We start from the raw sequence: 16,283 nt of genomic DNA on the forward strand, positions 1-16,283 counted from the left end.
TGGTTTTAAAAAAAGTATATCTATTTCTTACAATCTTCATTTTCATGTCTCAAATACAGATTTGGGCGCAAAAAGTCAATTCATTTAGTTTAGTAAATGAAAATGAAATATCGACAATTGTTATAGATGATTCTGAAGCCGAAGTGATTAAAATTGCAGGAAATCTTCTGAAAAATGATATCAAGAATATTAGCGGAAAAACCCCAAATTTGGGAAATTCACTTGAAGAAAATATAATATTAGCAGGAACCTTAAGCAAAAGCAAGTGGATTAAGCAACTCGTTCATTCCAATAAAATAAAGGTTTCTGATATTGAAGGAAAGTGGGAAACTTATAAAATTCTCGTCGTAGAGAATCCATTTGATGAGGTAAAAAAGGCATTAGTTATTATAGGTTCAGATAGAAGAGCAACTGCCTATGGTTTGTTAGAAATTTCAAGAAAAATAGGAGTTTCTCCCTGGGAATGGTGGGCCGATGTAGTTCCAGAGAAAAGTCAAAATATTCAGCTAAATATCGCTTCGGAAACTTTTGGAGAACCATCAGTAAAGTATCGTGGTATTTTTTTAAACGATGAAGATTGGGGACTTCAACCATGGGCTGCGAATACTTTCGAACCTGAAACTAATGATATTGGCCCTAAAACCTATGCTAAAGTTTTTGAATTGTTATTAAGATTGCGTGCTAATACCATTTGGCCTGCAATGCATTCTAGCACCAAAGCTTTCTATCACTATCCAGAAAATAAAAAAGTAGCCGACGATTATGCAATAGTTGTTGGGAGTTCTCATGCCGAGCCTATGTTAAGCAATATCAATGCGGAGTGGGATCGCGAGACGATGGGAGATTATCGCTACGATACCAATGCTTCGAGTATAAAAAAGTTCTTCGAAAAAAGAACAAAAGCTACTGCAAATTACGAGGGTATTTATACGCTGGGAATGCGTGGTGAACACGATTCTCCGATGATTGTGGGTAACGAGGATGTAGCTTCACAAGTAAGTTTATTGGAAAATGTAATTGGCGATCAGCGAGAAATCCTGAAAAAATATAAAGCAGATTATCCAAATACTCCTCAGGCTTTTGTTCCTTATAAAGAAGTGCTGCATTATTATAAAAACGGATTAAAAGTTCCAGATGATGTAACGCTAATTTGGACAGATGATAATTATGGATATATAAGACAACTGAGTACCGAAAGCGAGCAAAATCGTAAAGGAGGATCGGGTGTTTACTATCATACCTCATATTGGGGAAGACCACACGATTATTTGTGGTTAAATTCTACCAATCCGGTACTTATGTGGGAAGAGCTTCATAAAGCTTATTCTTTAAATGCCAGAGAAATGTGGATTTTAAATAGTGGAGACATTAAACCACACGAATATAATATTGAGCTTTTTATGGATATGGGCTGGAATATTTCAGCATTTGAGAAATCTGAAAAAGTTGAAGGTCACCAGATCTCTTGGGCCAAAAGAGAATTCGGTAAAGAAGTTTCTTCCACCATTAGTGATATTATGAACAGCTATTATCATTTGGCATTTCAGAGAAAACCGGAGTTTATGGCGTGGAGCCAGGTGGAGCCGGTAACCAAAAATAAGCAAACGCAGTTATCGTCGATACATTATGGTGATGAGGTTACTACGAGAATAAATGGATATGAGCAATTAGTTGCTTCCGTAGATAGCATTAAAGATCAGATAACTAATAATAGAAAAGATGCTTTTTATGAACTAGTTTATTATCCGGTAAAAGCAGCTGCGGCTCTAAACAATATGTGGCTTTACGCTTATAAAAATAAATTTGTTGCGAAACAAAATAGAGAAAGTGCTAAATATTATGCGCAAAAATCTTCGGAAGCTTATCAAGCTATAGAGCAGATGACATCATTTTACAATGATTCCATTCAACATGGGAAATGGAAATATATAATGAACAAGTCGCCTCGTAACCTTCCGGTTTTCGATCAGCCCGTGTACACAGGAGCAAATTCTTCGCAAGAATCGGGTATAGGTCTTGCGTTAGAAGGTCACGAAATGGAGTATAATCAAAACATAACCAATGCACATTCTGATGTGTTACCTGTTTTTAATGCGTATACCAAGAATTCTTATTATTTAGATGTTTTTTTAAAAGGAAAAGAAGCACAAAGCTGGAGTACTAAAACTACAGTTCCGTGGCTGAAATTATCTAAAACTGAAGGAAAACTTTCTGCTGAAAATCCTGAAAATCGAATAATAGTAAGTATTGATTGGGATTTAGTTCCCAAAGCTAAAAATAGAAAAGAACCGCCACTGGGTCATGATTACCAACTTATACCACCTAGTTATAAAATAAGTAGTTCTGTAGATTTTTTGACAACGAAGGATACAAAAACAGTAGGAATATCTGTTTTTAATCCAAAATTCGAGGAGCTAAAAAAATACGATGGTTTTATTGAAGATAAAGGCTTTGTGGTTATAAATGCTGAAAATCCTACTCGAAACAAAAAAGGGACTGAAACTTTCTGGGAGCCAATTCAGAACCTGGGTTATAGTGGAAAAGTAATGCAGTCGAAACCTTATAAAGCAGAATCAATTGCAATAAACGATTCAGTATTAAAAAACAGCGCGGTCTTATCTTATGATTTCTACACCTTCAATTATGGGGAGGTAGCTATCCGTTTAGCAAGTCTACCCACTCATCCTTTAAATGAAAATTATGGAGTTCGATGTGCGGTCGCTATAGATGACAACTCTCCAGAAATAATAGATTTTGAAACACAAGGACGAAGTGAAGAGTGGAAAGAAAATGTTCTAAGAAACAGAACGATTAAATCAATATCTTCAATTTTAAATAAGCCTGGAAAGCATACTTTAAAAATTTATATCATTGATCCCGGTCTTATGATTGATCAAATTTTAATAGATTTAGGCGGACTTAAAAATGCTTATGGTTTTCCTGCTGAAACACGACAGCGCAAATAGGGAACGCTATTTCGAATGTGGTTGCAATGAGATGATAAAGAACTTTCTATTTTTTTACTTTATTTCTTTTGGAATTTGTTTTGCTCAGGATATCAAATTTGAGCATTACAATGATACTTATGGATTATCTCATAATTCTGTAAGACATATTGTGCAGGATGATGAAGGTTTTCTTTGGTTGGGAACATTTGGTGGTTTAAATCGTTTTGATGGATATCAGTTTAAATCTTATATAAGTAATGAAAATGCAGAAAATAGTCTATTACACGACGATATAACTGCATTAGAATTTAATAAACGCACCCAAAACTTGTGGGTTGGCACCCGTAAGGGATTAACCTTGTTTGAAATTAGCAAACAAAAATTCACAACTTTTCTCCCTGATAGTACAGATGCTAATAGTTTGCCAGATGAAGAAATAAGAGCAGTTTATGCAGATAAGCTTAATCGGGTTTGGGTTGGCACTAAAACAGCAGGGTTATACCTTCTAAACACTGCTGAAGGTGAATTTAAAAAAGTACCATTATCAGGCTTCGAATATGTAAAAGAGATTTTCGAAGATAGCAATGGTAATATTTGGATTGGTAGTTTTGGAGAAGTAGGTGTTGCTAAAATTGTTTTAGAGCCGAATGGTAATATTCATGAAATCAAGTATTACAATTTACCGATTGCAAACAGCAAAGAAATAAATCCATATATCAATTTCATTTACGAAGATGCTAAGGGAGATCTTTTTGCAGGTACTCGTAATGGATTATATAAGTTTATAAAAGAGAGGAATGCATTTGAAAATCTCTATATAGAAGATCCGGTAACCAGAGAGCAGTTGGGACCATATTTTCTATCAATTGCCCAAGCAACAAATGGTAAATACTGGCTTGGTACTTTGGGTGGTCTATTGGTATGTGATGCTCTTGAGGATATTCCGAATGGTGATTTTTCTTGGAATTATGAGACACTTACAGATGATACTTCGTTAATTGATAATTTAATCTATTCCCTTTATTTCGATGCATCTGGTGTTTTGTGGATCGGGACAGAAGATGGCTTAGATAAATATGACCCATTTGTAAATGAATTTAAGATTAATAGAGATATCTCTAAATTCATCAATGGTCAGGCGCCACGAATAAGAGGGTTTGCTAGTACAAACGATGATAAGGTTATCATTGCAACTTGGCATAGTGGCTTATTTATTCACGAAAACGATGGTGTTAAACCTCTAGGCGATATTCGTGAGAATATAGCGAGTATTTATTCCGAAGATGGTATCAACTTCTACTGTGGTTTATGGAATGGTAAATTGCTTGTTTATAATTATGAAACTGGTAATAAAAGAGTCGTAGATGTAGGGTTCGAAAATGCACCGATCCTTACCATATTAAAATATGAGCAAACCTTAGCTATTGGTTCTTTTGGTGAAGGAGTAAGGTTTATAGATGCTAGTTCTTATACTCCAAAAGATATTGATCCTATATTGCCTAATTACGATGTTAACAAAATTAAAAAGTATAGAGATGAGCTTTGGATAGCTTCAGAGGCTGGAGTAATTGCCTACAATTTGAAGACCAGGGCAATTAAAAAATACGAGCAAATTACAGATACCCCAGAAATGCCATATGATAATGTTAGTGATATACTAATTGATGAAAAGAACAATACTATCTGGGCAGCTACACGTTTGGGTTTAACTCGTTATGATGCTGACAGAGATCGCTTTTCTAATCAGGAAATTCCTAAGGCATTAACTAACAAATGGGTTACAGATATTGTAGCTACACCCCAAGGAGATCTTTGGCTTAACCAAAATAATAATAGTATAGCAAAATATAATATTGCACAAAATACGACCAAGATTTATAATGTAAAAAGCGGTAACAGATTAGATATTTTTAGTTCGAATGGATTCTTCAATTTCAATAACGAGAATATATACCTGGCGGGGAAAGATGGAATTATTTATTTCACACCCTATGAAATTACTGAAAATCAATACAGCCCAAAACCTATTATTACTGAATTTAAAGTTCAGAATAAAGAAATCTTACCGGGAACTGAAATAGATGGGCATATCCCTTTACACCAAGATATAAATACTGGTAAGACTGTAGAATTGCAATATGCCAATAGAAGTTTTTCAATTCAGTTTGCAACACCTTCATTCACTAACGAACGTCTTAATAAATTCAAATATAAACTAGAAGGTTTTGATAAAGGCTGGATAGAAACCACTAGTGATGTAAGAACTGTTCAGTATACAAATCTTTATCCCGGAGATTACATTTTTAAATTGCGATCTAGTAATAGTAATGGATTATGGAGCGAAACTGCTGAATATCATATTGAAGTAAATCATCCTTTTTGGCTAAGTTTAAAGGGATTGCTACTTATTTTTATTCTTCTAGCTACACTTTTTTATTTTATAAGAAAGCAGGTGAAAATTAGAATTGCGCTGAAGCGTGAATTGCTATTGGAAAAAGTAAAAAGAGAAAGAGACGAAAAGCTGAATAATGATAAACTTAGGTTTTTCACTAACATTTCTCACGAACTCCGAACTCCTTTAACGCTTATTCTAGGTCCTGTAAAACAAATATTAGATATAAATAATCAAGATGAGTATTTAAAAAGCAGAGCTAATCTTATCTATCAAAATGCAAATAGACTCCTTCGATTGGTAAACCAGATTTTAGACTTTAGGAGAGCAGAAACCGGTGAACTAAAACTAAGAGTTCGACAGTCTGAAATTCTAGTAAGTACCAAGAATATTTTCAATTCATTTTTGGAGATGGCGCATGCAAAAAGCATTAATCTGAATTTAAATGTCGAAGAAGAACAGATGATCTGTTGGATCGATATGGATAAGTATAAGAAGGTGCTTTATAATTTATTGTCTAACGCTATTAAATTTACCAATAATCAAGGGAATGTAGATCTCTATCTAAGTTATAAAGGGGAAAATAACGAATTTCTATTTTTAGAGATAAGTGACGACGGTATAGGTATACCCGCAGAAAGTCAGGAAAAAATATTTTCAAGATTTTATCAGGCAGAGAATGGTCAAAATAATACTACGGGAACAGGTATTGGATTGTCTTTAGTAAAAGCCTTAGTAGAAATTCACAAGGGAACTATTTTAGTAAAAAGTGAGCCAGGTAAAGGCAGTATTTTTACAATAGAAATTCCTGTAGAAAAAAGTGCTTACAAGAAAGAAGAAGTTTTCGATTTTGTGCCTAACGAAGTTGTTAATGAAGAGCTTATTCCAATACGACAAATAGAAAATTCATTTCAGCCTTCAATACGAACGACCGAACCTATTATCAAACACAAAATATTAATCTTAGATGATAATGCTGAATTGAGAAAGTACATTGCTGAGTATCTATCTCCTTTCTATAAAGTGTACGAAGCAGAAAATGGAAAAGAAGGATTGGAAATATGTAAAAATGAAAAGCCCATTTTATGTGTTGCCGATGTTATGATGCCAATAATGGATGGTTTCGAATTTGTAGAAGCCTTAAAGGCAGATGAAAATACAAGTCATATTGCAGTAATTTTACTAACCGCCTTGGCAGAAAATGAAAATCGCATCAAAGGATATAAGATTGGTGTGGATGGTTATTTAGTAAAACCTTTCGATCCCTCTTTATTAAAAACCAGAATTGAGAATATAATTAAGATATATTATGATCTCAAACAGAAATTTTCTGGAGATGAAGACATAGATATCTTAAAGCTCGCTAACTCACAAATAGATATTGATCTTATAACAGATATTAAAGAATTAATCGATAAGAATATTAATAATCCTAAACTTACGCCTGGGTTTATAAGTGATGCAATGGCAATGAGTTCTTCTAAGATTTACCGAAAAATAAAACAGCTTACCGATGTAACTCCAAACGAGCTGATTCGGATTATTAGGCTGAAAAAATCGGTAGAACTTTTAAAAACAAAAAATTATAATGTAAGTGAAGTTGCCACAATGGTTGGATTTAATGATCCTCTATACTTTAGTCGATGTTTTAAAAAACAATTCGGTAAATCTCCTAGTAATTTTAAAAAATAATGATCCGGTAACCCTAAAAGCCAATTTGTAAATCTTTTACTCTAAATAATAAACCTAACACAAAATCTAAAATTTAAAGAAATGCATACTAAATCTTATTTAAGTTCCATTGCGATATTTATAATATCGCTATCATTAATTCAGTGCAAGCAAGCTACTGAAGAAAAACAATCCGAGGATCAGGTAAAGGAATCTCCGGAAACTGTAATGATAAATAATCCAATAGTAGATGGCGATTTTGCAGATCCATCTATAGTAAAGTACGAAGGTAAATACTATATCTATGCAACCATCGATCCCTGGGGCGGGGAGGAGTTAGGTGTTTTAGAATCTTCAGATTTCAAAAATTGGGAACAAAAACATATAGATTGGCCTACTAAAACACTTTGTACAAGTCCTACTTCAAATGATAGTAAAGTTTGGGCGCCTTCGGTAATTCAGGGTAAAGATGGGAAGTTTTACATGTATATTTCAGTAGGAAGTGAAGTTTGGGCAGGAGTTAGTGAGCATCCACTGGGACCGTGGAAAAACATGAAAGAAGATAACTCACCACTAATAAAGGGAGATATGTTTCCAGAATATCACATGATCGATGCTGAGGTGTTTATCGACGACGATAAGCAGGTATATCTTTATTGGGGCTCGGGTTTAAATTGGGTTAATGGCCATTGCTTTGTGGTAAAGCTAGAAGACGATATGAAGAGTTTCAATAAAGATGAAATAAAAGATGTAACCCCTCCAAATTATTTTGAAGCCCCTTTAATGCTAAAAGAAAACAGTAAGTATTATTTAATGTATTCTGATGGCAAATGTACTAACGAAACTTATAAAGTACGTTATGCAATTGGCGATACACCGTATGGACCATGGAAGGAAGGAGAAAATAGTCCTGTATTAACTACATCAGATGATAAAACAACATTAGGGCCTGGGCATCATACTGTTTTTAAACAAGATGATCAGCACTATATTCTTTACCATAGAATAAAAAATAACGAAGATGAATTATTTAGAGAGCTTGCTATCGATAGTTTAAATTTCGATAAAAACGGCAAAATAGAAAAAGTAAACCCTTCAGGTGTGGTTATGCCGAAGATGTAATTTCGGTTACGAACTCATAAAACCAAAAACTCCCGAAATCTATAAAGATTTCGGGAGTTTTTTATTGTGGAGTCGGAGGGGTTCGAACCCTCGTCCAAACAAGCAATTCAGAAGCTTTCTACACGTTTAGTTTTCACTTGGATTGTCGGGAAAAAATCTGGCTGAAAACGACCCAATTTTTTCCGTACCCTCAATTAAGTTTCGAAACTACATCAAGGTCCTGCAGTTCCTATATTTACTTTATCGGTGCCTCTGGTGTGGACGCCGTAAATCAAGGCTTCCACGAGACATCTCGGCTCCCTACCTAGTAGGGACTAAGCAAACCTACTATGATTCGGTTATGCAGCCAAGGCGTAGTTATTCTCGCCGTTTATAAAAGTGTGAAATATGAGATTTACGAGCTATATCCCAGCGCTCGACGTGCTTACAACTCAATTAGACTCGCTGTCAAAACCAAGTCGACCCCATTATGTAAAGAACATTGCACTTTGTCTGTGGGCGTTCCGTTTGTCCTCTCGGCCAAACGGCGGGCTATTCGCTTTTAGTTTTTGTTCGTTGCCTCACAAAAAGCTAACCGCTGCTATCCCTAACGCAAAATTGAAATCCAATCAAACAAAGAACATTAATTCATCTTACCGTTTATAAAACAGCAAGGCCTGCAAAGGTACTATTAAATTTATATCTTTACTTAATAATCGAGATTTTAAATATTTTGTAACATTTTAAAAAGCCGCAAAAACATTCGATCTCAAAACAGAAAGTTTAGATCACTAATTTCAAATTAGATACACTAAACTTAATAGATTTAAAAAACAATACTAGATTAAAAAAAGTTGGCTTTTTTTGCAAATTCGGACTTTAAAACCATCTAAAAATTGAACAAAACCTAAACCAACCTATGCTTAAATTCGCTATCATTCGAGAAGAAAAAACACCACCAGATCGTCGTGTAGTATTCTCCCCAAAACATCTCAAAAAAGCAAAAAATCAATTTCCCGAAGCTCAATTTAAGGTCCAGACTTCAGCTATTCGAATATTTAAAGACGAAGAATATCAAAACGAAGGATTTCAGGTTTCAGAAGATATCAGTGATTGTGAGGTGATGATTGGTGTAAAAGAAGTGCCGATTGATAGTCTAATTCCGAATAAAAAATATTTTTTCTTCTCCCATACCATCAAAAAGCAACCTTATAATCGCGATTTATTGAAGGCGATATTAGATAAAAACATCGAGCTTTTTGATCATGAAGTGATTACCAGTGAAAGCGGAATGCGACTTATTGGTTTTGGTAGATATGCCGGGTTGGTAGGTGCGTATAATGGGTTTCGAGCAATCGGACTCAAAAACGATATTTTCAATTTACCAAAAGCCGATGATCTTCCAGATCTAAATGCAATGTTGGACCAATTGGATAAAATTAAAGTTCCAAATTTAAAAATAGTGCTCACCGGTAGCGGAAAAGTTTCTCGTGGCGCTAAAGAAATTTTGGATCACCTAAAAATACGACAAGTTGAGGTTACCGAATATTTAGCTTCAGAATTTGAAGAGCCGGTTTATTGCCATATCGATGTGTTAGATTATAACAAGCGCCTGGACGGCAACGAAGGTAGCATTCCAGAATTTTTTAAAAATCCAGAGTTGTACGAATCAGATTTTTGGCGTTTTGCAGTAAGTAGCGATTTCTTTATCGCAGGCCATTTTTACGGTCAGGGCGCTCCTGTATTCTTTACAAAAGAAGAGGCGAAAACCCCTAATTTCAGAATAAAATATATTGCAGATATTTCCTGTGATATTGCCGAACCGATCCCGAGTACCATACGTGCTTCTACCATCACCGATCCTATTTATGGCTATGATCCTAAAACCGAAACCGAAACCGATTACAAGAATCCTGATGCGATTACAGTGATGGCGGTCGATAATTTACCCTGCGAATTGCCGAAAGACGCTAGTGAAGGTTTTGGTGAAATGTTCTTGGAAAATGTCTTACCGGCATTTTTTAATAATGATGAAAACGGAATTTTAGAACGCGCAAGAATGACCAAAGATGGTAAACTAACCCCTAGATACAGCTACCTACAGGATTTTGTGAGCTAAAAATGGAAAGCTATTTTATCCAATATTGTAACTTATAAGAACATTATTTTAATCACTCTTAGTTTTATGAAAATTAAAAAAACTACGTTACTTCTTCTGGGGTTGCTTTTCCTCGCCTCCTGTAAAAAGGAAGAACCTACCGAAAAAGAATTTATCGAAATTACCGGTGTCGATCACAATTTAGAACCTGGCGATAATTTCTTTAGATATGCAAATCGCAAATGGTATGATACGGTATCGATTCCAGATACACAGGCTGGGGCAGGAGCGTACATGTTTATGAACTATCCGCAGCGACTTCGTTTGCAGGGAATTCTGGATAGCGTTTCAAAAAGCGAAAATCCTAAAGGAAGTATTGCTCAAAAAGTGGGTGATTTCTATGTTTCGGGGATGGATACGCTAACAATCAATCAAAGAGGATTCGAGCCAGTAAAACCAATTTTAAATGATATTGATGCTATTAGTGATGTTTCTTCTCTGATGAATTTCGTGACTAAGGCCACGATATCTGGAAATACTTCAATTTTGAGTTTCTATGTTGGGCCAGATGATAAAAATAGTCAGATGAACATTGCGCATGCCGGTCAAACAGGAATTGGCCTGCCAGATCGGGATTATTATTTCAGTGAAGATTCAGAAACCGTGGCGATTCAGCAGGCTTACAAAAAATATCTTTCAAACTTATTTAAACTTACCGGAGTTAATAAAGCCGAAGCTAAAAAGAAAGCCGATTTGGTATACGATATCGATAAGCAGATTGCCGAATCACATAGAACCAGGATCGAGCGCCGAGATGTAAAAGCGAATTATAATAAGATGGCGGTGAACGATCTTGCTCGAAAACAACCTAATATTGGTTGGAAATCTGTTTTAGACGGTTTCAACGCACAAACCGATTCAATAGACATCGGGCAACCAGAATATTATGAAAAGCTGAATTCACTTTTAAAATCTGTTCCTTTAGCAGATTGGAAGGTTTATTTAAAAGCACATACTTTAGAGAATTACGCCGATAATTTAAGTAGACCTTTTGTAGATGCTGCTTTCGAATTTACTAAAGTGATTTCGGGACAGGCAGTTCAGAAAACTCGCGGAGAGATCATGGCAAGTGCTGTGGATGGATACCTTGGTGAAGCTTTAGGTCAATTATACGTAAAGAAATATTTTTCCGAAGAAGCTAAAGAGCGCATGCAGGAACTTGTTGATAATGTACAGAAAGCTTATGCGGCAAGAATCGAAAATTTGGAGTGGATGAGTGATAGCACCAAGATAAAAGCAAAAGAAAAGTTAGCTGCGATCACTAAGAAAATAGGATATCCAGATCATTGGAAAGATTACGATAATGTGACTATCGATAGGGACGCTTATTTTGAGAATATTGTTTCTGCTTCTTCCGCAGCATATCAACGTAATCTGGAAAAGTTAGGAAAACCGGTAGATAAATCGGAATGGTTTACTACACCTTCAACGGTGACGGCATATAATAATCCTTCAGCAAACGAAATTGTTTTTCCAGCAGGAATCTTACAGCCGCCTTACTTTGATAATCAAGCCGATGATGCTTTAAATTATGGTGGTATAGGAATGGTAATTGGGCACGAATTGACGCATACGTTCGACGATCAGGGAGCGCAATTCGACAAAGAGGGGAATGTGAAAAACTGGTGGGCAGATAGCGATTACGAGAAATTCAAATCTAAGATTCAGCAGGTGATCGATCAATACAGTGATTTTACGGTGTTAGATTCGCTTCATATAAAAGGCGCCATGACGGTTGGAGAGAATACCGCTGATATTGCCGGAGTAGCCGTTGCTTACGATGCATTTAAAATGACAGAGCAAGGACAGGATACAACTAAAATTGGTGAGTTTACTCCCGATCAGCGTTTTTTCCTTTCCGTAGCTAAAATATGGCGTGTAAAAATGAAAGATGAATTTCTACGATTATGGATCAATAATAATCCGCATTCGCCACCATCATGGAGAGTTAATGGTCCATTGATGAATAGTACACCGTTTTATGAAGCATTCGACGTGAAACCAGAGGATTCGTTATATGTAGAGAAAGAGGACAGAATTGTGATTTGGTAATTTCCTCAGACTTAATCTTCCGTTAACACGAAAACGATGACCAAGAAAAAAAATAGATCATAATTTGCAAAAAAATAAGGATTGGTTAAAGTAGAATAAACCAGTCCTTGTTTATTATTATTCGTAATTTTTATATAGTTGAAATTTACCCAAAACAATGAAGAAAATTCTTAGTGCCCTAACGCTAATTTGTTGCTTAACCAGCACTTTTGCTCAAACTAAATTGATGACCTACAATATCAAATACGCCAATGAAACTGATGGTGAAAATAGCTGGTCGTATCGCAAAGATTGGATTACCAATCAAATTAAGTTTTACGAACCCGATATTTTTGGAGTTCAGGAAGCGCTACATACTCAGATTGCATATTTCGATGAGCAAATGCCGAATTACAAGTATATTGGCGTAGGTCGTGATAACGGAAAGCAAGAAGGAGAATACAGTGCGATATTTTATAATACCAACAAATTGGAAGTATTAAAAAGCAACACATTTTGGTTAAATGAAAATCCAACCGAAATCAAGAAAGGTTGGGATGCGGTTTTGCCAAGAATTTGCACGTACGGACTTTTTGAAAATAAAGAAAGCGGAGAAAAATTTTGGCATTTTAATGCGCATTTTGATCATGTTGGCGTAAAAGCAAGACAGGAAAGTGCTAAGCTGATTTTCAATAAGATTCAGGAGTTGAATACCGAAGACTACCCAGTGGTATTAACTGGCGATTTAAATCTAACTCCAGAAACAAAGAGTATTCAGTATTTATCTGATAAAATGCTTGATGCTAAAAGTGTGGCTGAACTTGCATTTGGTCCCACAGGAACTTATAACGGATTTAATTTTTCAGAACCGGTAATCACAAAGCTTGATTATGTTTTTGTTTCAAAAAATGGATTTAAAGTGAAGAAACATGCTGTTTTAAGTGACTCTAAGGATTTACACTATCCCTCAGATCATTTACCGGTGATGGTGATTTTGGAATAAAAAGTAATTTGAATTTATATGAAAAGCTGTCTTTTGGACAGCTTTTTTTATTTTCTGAATGTCTTGTTTTTAGTTTTTATCCTTTATCTTGATACTTATATATTCAATGAGTTTTCCGCCAACTAAAACAAACAATGCTATAATTCCAGATAATATAAGTCCAGTTATAGATGAGAAATTTCGTCTGGTGTCTAAAATCGCTTTGCTCATAGCCTCTTTTTGTTCAACAGTGATTTCTTCTCCATTAATAAATTCGTCTCTATCCAAGTCAAATTTTTGTAGAGTCAGTTCCGATGAGATATCACAATAAGTCGCTCCTCCAACAATTAGAAGATAAATTCCGAAAAATACAGTTGTGCTTATCCAAAACCATTTCCATTTTCCATTCGGGAATATTTTTTTTCTTTTCATAATTATCATTCCCAAAATCAGAATTGAAATAAGACTTGGAATTATTAAGTGATATGGTAGACTTATTTCGTTAAATAGTTTCATTTCTGTTTTGTCAAATTACCTGTCAATTATTGAAAATTACCGATGTTTGAAAAATACTTTGCCTAAAATCTTCAAAATTAAGTTGAAGAATTTCTTTGTAATCAAGGTGATGAAAAGTATTCGCATTTTTACCAATCTGGTATGAGCGATAGTAATACCGAAAGTAATCGGGTAGAATTAATGTTCCCAAGAGAATCGCACCGAACATATAAGGACTTCGTTTTCCGTTGCCTAAACATAAATATTGTAACGCGATTTCATCTTCAACTTTGGTTCCGTAACCGCAAAGTGTATGGTAGGCATCATGACGCTCTACTTTTGCGATTAGCTCAAAATTATTTTTATTCAGAAATTGACCAAGATGATATCCAAAACTTTCTTCGGGGTATTTCAGTAGATCAGTGGTACTAATATTCCACGGAATGTGATCGCGTTTTAACCATTTAGTATAAACCTTCTGAGTTTGATCGAATAACCAATGAATTAATTTCTTTCGCATAGTGATTAATTAAAGTACTTTGAAATTCAAAGTACATGAATAAAATTTTTTGATTAATGAGTTGTTGATTGATCTAAGGCTTTTATATCTTTTTTATAATCTTTCGGAAGCAGAAGTTCTTTTAATACATAATCCATCCTTAAAATTTTGCTTAGGCGATATAAAGGAATTACACCAATAAGCAGCGATCTATTTTTGAAGTTTAGTAAATATTTTACCCTGGCAGGAGCCATTAAGGTTTGCGCCTCTAATAATAAAGCATAGCGAATGGCGCCTAAATGCTTTTTATACTGAATAAAAAGGTCTTTGGTGTATTTACTATATTCAAAATTCTCTTGAAGCTGAAGCTCGCGTCGTTCTTCCCAGGCCAAAAAATCTTCAGGTAGACCGGCAATCTTCATTTGTTTACCCACTCTTAAGAATACTTCAAAAACTTCATTCTTTTCAGCTAAAGTCAGCTGTCGTTCCAGCGCTTCAAAAGCTCTTATCGAATAATCAATGAGCATAAAAAGTACATCCCGATATGCCCAATCTGGAATTTTAGCACCGCGATTTTCTTCAACTTGACCATGAATTTTATTCATTTGATCGATCGCATGGATGGCAGATTTTTCTTCAGCAAAAACAATCAATTTCGCATAATTTACGGTAGAGAAGAGGCGTCCCAGTGGATCTTTAGGAAGACGCCCGGTAAAATACAGCCAATCTACCGCTTTATTCAAGGCAAATTCTGCAGCAGCTCCCGCAAAAATAAATAGGATCGTATCTGCCTTACCCCAAATTTCCCTGACAATAGATCCTTTCTCTGTAAAATACGTAGTTTCCATAGCTTCAAATTAATTTCACCATCCAACCAGGTTTTGGTCAAAGACAAGACTTAAACATCGCTGTGAGTTACCGCACGATGACCAGCTAATCCATAATTTAATTTCCAAGGATTTCTAATAGTCATATTTTCTTGTTTTTTGCTTTGAATTTCAAAGTGAATAAATAAAAAAATTATTTTAGTTCATTTTTCGATTTTATGATATTTTCGAGTGCATCGATGTGTTTCTTAAATGCGAGTTTTCCAATTTTGGTCGCTCGATATTTTGTGTTTGGTTTTCGGTCTATAAAAGACTTTTGTACTTCAAGATATTCGGCTTTTTCCAATGCTTTTATATGGCTGGCAAGATTACCATCAGTCACTGCTAACAGCTCTTTTAACTGTTTAAAACTTGCATTTTCGTTCACTGCGAGAATGGACATGATGCCCAAACGAATTCGGTGATCAAAAAGCTTATTTATGTTTTCTATGATGCTCACTTGCAGAATTTTTCTTCGGAAATTATTGTTTTTGAATATTCATTAAACTTCCGTAGATAATATGCAAAAGTCCGAATCCTATAGTCCAAAACCAAAATCCAAATCCAGGGAAACAAGCGCAAATTAATCCAATTATTATTTCTGAAATTCCTAAATATTTAATTGTCCCGATCGTATATTTTGAAGCATTTAAAAGGGCCAGTCCGTAGAAAATAAGCATCAGCGAAGGAGCGGCTTCAATTTCGCCTTGATTCAATTTTAAAAGGATATAGGCGCCACCGGTAAGTAACGGAATCAGAAAATGAAATACTAATCGTTTTGCAGTTTCATCCCAGATCATTTCTTCGTTTTTCTTAGCTTCTTTTACTGATAGAAAGTAGGCGGTAACTAAACTAGAAATTAGAACCAGCATTAATATAATGACTATTGGTAATAGAACTTCTGGGTTTGCTGCATTTTGCTGCTCCAAAACATTAGACAAAAAGAATATTTTAGCAACCCCTGCTCCAAGGATTGCATAGATTCCTGCCATAATTCCCGACGTGCCACTGAGAGAAAGAAACCGCGAAGAGCGATTCATTAAATTCCGGATTTCAGATAAATCCTGTGAATAATCTTTATTCATATTAAAGTACTTTGAATTACAAAGTAAGTGTATAAAAATAAATTATGCAACTGAA

The 16,283-nt window shown here is 35.0% G+C and carries 11 protein-coding genes and 1 other RNA gene; 6 read left to right on the top strand and 6 right to left on the bottom strand.

Annotated elements, in window-relative coordinates; genetic code table 11:
- Positions 1-44: 44 nt before the first annotated feature.
- The 3 genes from QWY91_RS17400 (at position 45) to QWY91_RS17410 (ending at position 8,133) form a co-directional block, all read left to right on the top strand.
- Entirely contained in the window at positions 45-2,966 is a 2,922-nt protein-coding gene (locus QWY91_RS17400; RefSeq protein WP_290236771.1) for a glycosyl hydrolase 115 family protein, read from the top strand.
- Positions 2,926-7,032: a hybrid sensor histidine kinase/response regulator transcription factor gene (locus QWY91_RS17405; protein WP_290236772.1), complete on the top strand. Its 4,107-nt coding sequence runs from the start codon at positions 2,926-2,928 to the stop codon at positions 7,030-7,032. The genes QWY91_RS17400 and QWY91_RS17405 overlap by 41 nt, the downstream gene beginning before the upstream one ends.
- 81 nt (positions 7,033-7,113) lie before the next feature.
- On the top strand, positions 7,114-8,133 hold the full coding sequence (locus QWY91_RS17410) for a family 43 glycosylhydrolase (RefSeq protein WP_290236773.1): 1,020 nt from the start codon (positions 7,114-7,116) through the stop codon (positions 8,131-8,133).
- Between the two features lie 64 nt (positions 8,134-8,197).
- Here QWY91_RS17410 and ssrA read toward each other — a convergent pair.
- Positions 8,198-8,599: a transfer-messenger RNA gene (gene ssrA, locus QWY91_RS17415) on the bottom strand.
- Positions 8,600-9,031: 432 nt separating this feature from the next.
- Between ssrA and QWY91_RS17420 the strand changes: the two genes are divergently transcribed.
- The 3 genes from QWY91_RS17420 to QWY91_RS17430 all read left to right on the top strand — a co-directional run bounded on the left by QWY91_RS17420 (position 9,032) and on the right by QWY91_RS17430 (position 13,304).
- A complete protein-coding gene (locus tag QWY91_RS17420) occupies positions 9,032-10,231 on the top strand; it encodes an NAD(P)-dependent oxidoreductase (RefSeq protein WP_290236774.1) in 1,200 nt (399 codons plus the stop codon).
- Positions 10,232-10,297: 66 nt separating this feature from the next.
- Positions 10,298-12,322, top strand: a complete 2,025-nt coding sequence (locus QWY91_RS17425) for a M13 family metallopeptidase (RefSeq protein ID WP_290236775.1) — start codon at positions 10,298-10,300, stop codon at positions 12,320-12,322.
- 157 nt (positions 12,323-12,479) lie between these two features.
- Positions 12,480-13,304: an endonuclease/exonuclease/phosphatase family protein gene (locus tag QWY91_RS17430; RefSeq protein ID WP_290236776.1), complete on the top strand. Its 825-nt coding sequence runs from the start codon at positions 12,480-12,482 to the stop codon at positions 13,302-13,304.
- A gap of 69 nt (positions 13,305-13,373) precedes the next feature.
- Here QWY91_RS17430 and QWY91_RS17435 read toward each other — a convergent pair whose 3' ends face one another.
- The 5 genes from QWY91_RS17435 to QWY91_RS17455 all read right to left on the bottom strand — a co-directional run bounded on the left by QWY91_RS17435 (position 13,374) and on the right by QWY91_RS17455 (position 16,228).
- Positions 13,374-13,715, bottom strand: coding sequence for a hypothetical protein (locus QWY91_RS17435; RefSeq protein ID WP_290236777.1), 342 nt, complete (start codon positions 13,713-13,715; stop codon positions 13,374-13,376).
- A 106-nt stretch (positions 13,716-13,821) separates the two neighbouring features.
- Entirely contained in the window at positions 13,822-14,298 is a 477-nt protein-coding gene (locus QWY91_RS17440) for a Coq4 family protein (RefSeq protein WP_290236778.1), read from the bottom strand.
- A 53-nt stretch (positions 14,299-14,351) separates the two neighbouring features.
- Entirely contained in the window at positions 14,352-15,125 is a 774-nt protein-coding gene (locus tag QWY91_RS17445) for an oxygenase MpaB family protein (protein WP_290236779.1), read from the bottom strand.
- 172 nt (positions 15,126-15,297) lie between these two features.
- Complete coding sequence (locus QWY91_RS17450; protein WP_290236780.1) at positions 15,298-15,603, bottom strand: winged helix-turn-helix domain-containing protein; 306 nt, start codon at positions 15,601-15,603, stop codon at positions 15,298-15,300.
- Between the two features lie 22 nt (positions 15,604-15,625).
- The gene (locus QWY91_RS17455) at positions 15,626-16,228 is read right to left on the bottom strand and encodes a hypothetical protein (protein WP_290236781.1); all 603 of its coding nucleotides are present in this window, start codon (positions 16,226-16,228) and stop codon (positions 15,626-15,628) included.
- Positions 16,229-16,283: the final 55 nt, after the last annotated feature.

This window comes from Zunongwangia endophytica (genome assembly GCF_030409505.1).
GTDB lineage: Bacteria > Bacteroidota > Bacteroidia > Flavobacteriales > Flavobacteriaceae > Zunongwangia > Zunongwangia endophytica.